The organism is Planktothrix sp. FACHB-1355, from assembly GCF_014748295.1.
Taxonomy (GTDB): Bacteria; Cyanobacteriota; Cyanobacteriia; order Cyanobacteriales; family Aerosakkonemataceae; genus Aerosakkonema; species Aerosakkonema funiforme_A.
Map to the genome: position 1 here is coordinate 1 of NZ_JACJUP010000418.1, position 5,129 is coordinate 5,129.

General features: G+C 45.1%; 6 protein-coding genes. 1 reads left to right on the top strand and 5 read right to left on the bottom strand.

Annotated features, from left to right (window positions below):
• Nucleotides 1–115: 115 nt before the first annotated feature.
• The 4 genes from H6S82_RS17320 to H6S82_RS17335 all read right to left on the bottom strand — a co-directional run bounded on the left by H6S82_RS17320 (nucleotide 116) and on the right by H6S82_RS17335 (nucleotide 3,259).
• Nucleotides 116–1,279 (bottom strand): histidinol-phosphate transaminase, encoded by a 1,164-nt coding sequence (locus tag H6S82_RS17320; RefSeq protein WP_191056469.1) that lies wholly within the window; start codon nucleotides 1,277–1,279, stop codon nucleotides 116–118.
• Between the two features lie 94 nt (nucleotides 1,280–1,373).
• The gene (locus tag H6S82_RS17325; protein WP_190463337.1) at nucleotides 1,374–2,015 is read right to left on the bottom strand and encodes a YqiA/YcfP family alpha/beta fold hydrolase; all 642 of its coding nucleotides are present in this window, start codon (nucleotides 2,013–2,015) and stop codon (nucleotides 1,374–1,376) included.
• A 177-nt stretch (nucleotides 2,016–2,192) separates the two neighbouring features.
• Nucleotides 2,193–2,687, bottom strand: coding sequence for a hypothetical protein (locus H6S82_RS17330; RefSeq protein ID WP_190463335.1), 495 nt, complete (start codon nucleotides 2,685–2,687; stop codon nucleotides 2,193–2,195).
• Nucleotides 2,684–3,259, bottom strand: a complete 576-nt coding sequence (locus tag H6S82_RS17335; protein ID WP_322111864.1) for a sigma-70 family RNA polymerase sigma factor — start codon at nucleotides 3,257–3,259, stop codon at nucleotides 2,684–2,686. Before H6S82_RS17335 ends, H6S82_RS17330 begins: the two co-directional genes overlap by 4 nt.
• Nucleotides 3,260–3,455: 196 nt before the next feature.
• Between H6S82_RS17335 and H6S82_RS17340 the strand changes: the two genes are divergently transcribed.
• Nucleotides 3,456–4,673 (top strand): FAD-dependent monooxygenase, encoded by a 1,218-nt coding sequence (locus H6S82_RS17340; protein ID WP_190463332.1) that lies wholly within the window; start codon nucleotides 3,456–3,458, stop codon nucleotides 4,671–4,673.
• 13 nt (nucleotides 4,674–4,686) lie between these two features.
• On the opposite strand, the gene H6S82_RS17345 is transcribed toward H6S82_RS17340, so the two are convergent.
• The coding region (locus tag H6S82_RS17345; RefSeq protein ID WP_191056470.1) for a DUF4058 family protein at nucleotides 4,687–5,129 on the bottom strand (443 nt) is incomplete at its 5' end.

Consider the following 5,129-nt stretch of genomic DNA (forward strand, 5'->3'; position numbering starts at 1 on the left):
TAAAAATTACTGAAAATTTCAGATCTCAGATTTGAAATTTTAAATTTTTAGTTGATGTTTCGCCACCTCAACTAAGGAGTATCTACATAAGTGTGGAGGGTGGGGAATGTGGCGATTAACTGTGGAGTGCAGCTGCTAACCGTTGGAGAGTTCGCTGATTCTCATCGGTGCTGCCTACAGTAATTCTCAATCCGCCGCTGATGTGACGAACTAAAGTGCCTTGGGCTTTGAGTTGCTGCACCAAAACTTTCAATTTGTCTGGTGTAGAATTATCGTCAGTCTTGGTAAGACGCAAGTAGATAAAGTTAGCGGCACTCGGCCAAACTTTTAAGGCGGGATGCTGGGCTAAGCTATTAATTAATTCCTCTCGATCGCTTAAAATTTGACCGATCGATGCCAGTAAAATTTGTCTGTGTTTCAGGGCGACTAAAGCGGCAGCTTGGGTGAAGCTGGGCAGGTTATATGGCAAGCGAACTTTTTCTAGGGCGGCTATTAATTTGGGATGAGCGACAGCATAACCAACTCGATGTGCTGCCAATCGAAACGCTTTTGAGAAAGTTCGCAGCACTATCCAATTGGGATGTTGTGGCAATTCACCGACAATTGTTGTTTGACTAAATTCAAAATAAGCTTCGTCAATTACTACGAGGATTTGCTCTGGCAAATTTCGCAACCAATCTAACTCTTTTGCGGTTAATGGGTTGGCGGTGGGGGAGTTAGGATGAACGACAAATACTACGCGGATGGGGGGATTTTGTGTTTGTTCGATCGCGTTTTGTGCTGCTGCTAAATCGATTGCAAAATTAGTTTCGTTGCGACTTACCTTTACTACTGGAATACCCAAGGTTTCTGCCAGAATACCATACATAGAGAAGGTAGGATTGGCAACCAGGATAGACCCTTCTCCGCGCAGGCAGGTGGCGATGAGAATGGAGCGAATGAGTTCGTCGGAACCGTTGCCTACGGATATATTTGAACTGGTAAAGTTAGGGGCGATCGCTTGCGATTGCGCGTACAGATTGGCAGATTCGTTGACGTAATCCGCGATCGCTTGCTTTAATGCTGTATGACCGCCATCGGGATAGCGGTTGCTCTCCATGACTTGCTGAAAAGTCCAACTGAGTTTTTCTTTTAACTCTGTTGGCAAATCGAAGGGACATTCGTTGGTATCGAGACGATCGATCGCTATGTCAGATTTGACTGCTTCGCCGGATTCACCACCGGGATGCGGTGTGTAGGCGGTGAGTTGGGCTAGGTCTGAGCGAATGAAGGGGAGCATAGCAATGATAATTTTAGATTTTAGATTTTAGATTTTAGATTGAATTTTTATCTTAAATCCACTTTTTCAAATTGGCAATTGGTAGATTCTATTTTTAGAGGTGGCAAAATGCTTGTATTTGTTGCCAAATTTCGGGGAGGACGTTGGCGAGGGAGTGGTCGCTGTCGAGTTCGATCAGTTTGACCCAAGGACGAGAAGCGGCAAAGTATCGCGATGCTTGAATAGGGATGGTTTCGTCGTAAATGCCGTGCAGTATCAGGGTGGGAATGGGGCGCTGCAATTGTTCCTCGCGATACTGATTGGCGTCTCGGACAAATTGGTAGCTGAGGGGGAGCGATCGCTTTTCTCGGTAATGATACACCGACAAGTATCCTTCTGTCTGCCAGCGCTGTAAAGTTTCTTCACCTAATTTGGGCAACCAATGAGAGAGAAATTGAAAAGCTGGGGCTAAGAGTACCAGTTTTTCACATTGTAGCTGCTGCTGTCCCAACCAAGCAGAGGCCAAACCGCCAAAACTGGAACCGATGAGAGTTACTGGTGTGGGTGGGGGTGGAAATTCGGCGGCGACTTGATGGAGTTGTCGGGACATAGTGAGGTGGGAAAAGTCGCCTTGATTGAGATCGGGTGTTTTCAGGGGTATTTGCAAGGCGGAGAAGCGATCGAGTAAATCAATGGCTTTGGCAGATTGGGGACCCGAAGCAAAGCCATGTAGGTAAATGTAGGAGGATTTGGGCATTGGGAAACAGATTGACGAAGCGAAAAAATCCGGTTTCTTTTAGTTGGGTTAACGAAATCAGGATTTGGGCAGCCACTTTGCTAAAACACTATTATCTAGTATAGCAAATTCATGAATCGCTCTGCATTTACACAAGGTTAAAGCTGCCCCAAAAGCGCACTTAGCAACATGATGAGATTATTTTCTGGCTGGTTGGCGAAGATTTTTTTTACTGCCATCCTGAGATTTGGCATTCGTGAATTGGGATTGTTCGACTGATATATTTTTGATATTTTTTGGCAGGGGTATAGTTCTGACTAAACCATTCCAGTTATTTTGTAAAAATATTTCGACGCTGACTATTTCTTCATTATTTGGGATGGTGGTTATTGAAGTGCGATCGTCTCTTATTCCGAAAGAAAACGCAGAGGGTAAGATATTACCGCGCCATCGCAGTGGATCGCTTGCCCAAACTAACATTACTCCGGCAGCAATAGCAGGAGTAACTAACCACAACCGCTTACATTTAGCCGGGTGGTGTTGACAGAATCGGTTTAAATTTAATGCAGGTTCGGAATCCAACTCTTGCCAAATCCGTTCTTCTAAATCTGGTGCTGCTGGGGGAACATCCGGACGGTTAGCTTTGATGAATTCTATTAATTCTTTATCATCATCTGCGGGAAGTTTTTTCATAGCTGAACTCCTTGTTGCTGGAGAAATTGCCGCATGGCAGCACGGGCATTAAATAGGCGAGATTTGACAGTTCCCACCGGAATACCCAATATTTCAGCAACTTCTTTTTGAGGGACTTCTTCGAGATCGTGCAGGACGATGACGGCGCGATGCTCTAAACTGAGTTGAGCTAATCCGCGCTGTACTAAATCTTGATAATGCAGCTGCATCAGGTCGGGCGCGGGTACTTGGTCTGAGCTTTTTGTGTTTAGTTTGGAATCGAATGTGCGCTGCTGGGCATATTTTCGTCGTTGGTCACAGGCTACGTTCCAACAGATACGATATAGCCAAGTGGAAAATTGAGATGTCTGTCGCAGTTGGGGCAATCCTTTCCACGCCCGTAAAAATACTTCTTGCACCAAGTCGTCGAGGATTGAAGGGCCACAAAGTTGATACAGCGTTGACCTGACTTTTTGATGATAGCGATGATATAGTTGCCGAAAACGCTGCTGGTCGCCCAGTATGCTTTGTTCGGCTAGGTAGGAATCTGACAGCTGGCTGTCTTGCACATTTACCCCTGGGACAAGATACACCTCTCGTTCTCCCTCAATGGCTTTGTTCGTTTTGTTTAGACTGGGGTAGTCGGCGAAAGGTTCATCGTCAGTGCTAACTCAGTAGGGTGCGAAGCGCGACAGCGTAACGCACCAGAAATACATTGCGGAGTTTGAGTATTTTGGATAATGATAAAGTGCGATCGCTCAGTAAAATAGCGTCACCAAGGAAAAAGCTATGGCGTTAAAGGCAATTATCATCGGTGGTGGAATTGGAGGACTAACTTGTGCGCGTGCTTTTCTTGACGCGGGAATGCAGGTAGAACTCTACGAAAAGCGCGACCTTGATTCCATGTTATCTGGGCCAGGAGGCATTTTCATTCAACGGAATGCCATGCGCGTTTACGAATTGCTGTGGCAAGGAAAAATTCAAAAGCAGTTATATCAACAAGGAGCTAAGATTCTCTCAGGTGGGTTTTTCAGCAAACAGGCAAAGCCTCTATATATTAATGCGCCCGAATTTGTGAAACTGGAAGATTTGGGTATTTGCATTTTGCGTCCCGAATTACAACGCATTCTCTACAATGCGTTACCGGAAGGAACTGTTAGAAATAAGGCAGCTTTTACTGATTTTTCCGAAACATCAGATGGGATTCGCGTTTCGTTTGCGGATGGAAGAGAAGCTTGGGGCGATGTTTTGATTGGCGCGGATGGACTTTATTCGCAAGTAAGAGCGCGTTTAAATGGAAATGAAAAAATAGCAGCGCCTGTTTACAGTGGAATGTGTTGCTGGCGGGGTTGGTTTTCCCAAAATAATTTGCCTTTAGATCAGCGTTACAGTTGGGGAGAGTTTTGGGGACGCGGTAATCGTTTTGGCTACTTTGATGTAGGTAGTGGTCGGTTTGCTTTTTATGGATTTAGTAACACTCCAGCAGGTGGTAACGATCGAACGATGGGTGGTGCTAAGAAGGCGATGCAAGCAATTTTTTCATCTTATGCTCAGCCAATACCAGCTATTATTGAAACATTGTCGGAAGAGGGGATTTATCGGGATGATATTTTCGATCGCGAACCGTTGGGTATGCAATGGGGGCGGGGTCGGGTAACTTTAATTGGAGATGCTGCTCATCCAGTGCAACCAAATTTAGGTCAAGGCGGTTGTATGGCGATCGAAGATGCTTTTGAGTTAGTTAAACTGTTAAGGATTAGAGCAGAAAAAGGAGGAGATATTCCGGCGCTCTTGCGGCAATTTGAGGCAAGTAGAAGTAAGAGAGTCGCTCAGGTTTTTACTGTTTCCAGACAGGTAGGAGGCTTAGGGCAAACAGATTCAGCGTTTGGTTGTTTTCTGCGAGATTCGATCTATTGGCTGACCCCTACTTGGTTGGGCGATCTACAGTTTAAATGGCTGTTTGATTATCAGCCGCAATGGGGTTTAGAGGATGGGGAGAAAAGTTGAGGAAAGTTTATTCTTATGCTTGCTCTCTTAATAACACTTCCATCCACTGGGTATCTTGTTCGGATAGTGGGGGTTGGGGTGGTTTGGTGTAATCAATTGCTAAGTAATAACGCCCTTTTTGGTAAACGCGATCGAGCAAAGGTTGTAAATTTAGGATTGGTTCTGCTTCACCTGGCATCAGCGGAATTGGTACTGGGGGAATAGACTGTCGTAAGCTAAAAGCATATAATTCCCCTGTAGGTCGGCGATCGCCCCGACAAATTAGAATTCGATAATCTCCTAAATTTTTACTAGAAATTGGAAAAGGTTTGCCACCCCTTAGCAGATCGATTTCAACTAGATGAGTAGCACTAGCTAAAACCTGATTTCGTTTGCGTTCGTAAGTATTGCGACCTTCACCTGGACGCTTATTTTTTGGCGACAAAATCTCGATCGCTGTAACAACAGTGCCAGTAG

Bases quoted from the DNA above. Each gene is read 5' to 3' on its own strand.
- H6S82_RS17320 (WP_191056469.1), bottom strand. From the start codon at position 1,279: ATGCTCCCCTTCATTCGCTCAGACCTAGCCCAACTCACCGCCTACACA.
- H6S82_RS17325 (WP_190463337.1), bottom strand. From the start codon at position 2,015: ATGCCCAAATCCTCCTACATTTACCTACATGGCTTTGCTTCGGGTCCC.
- H6S82_RS17330 (WP_190463335.1), bottom strand. From the start codon at position 2,687: ATGAAAAAACTTCCCGCAGATGATGATAAAGAATTAATAGAATTCATC.
- H6S82_RS17340 (WP_190463332.1), top strand. From the start codon at position 3,456: ATGGCGTTAAAGGCAATTATCATCGGTGGTGGAATTGGAGGACTAACT.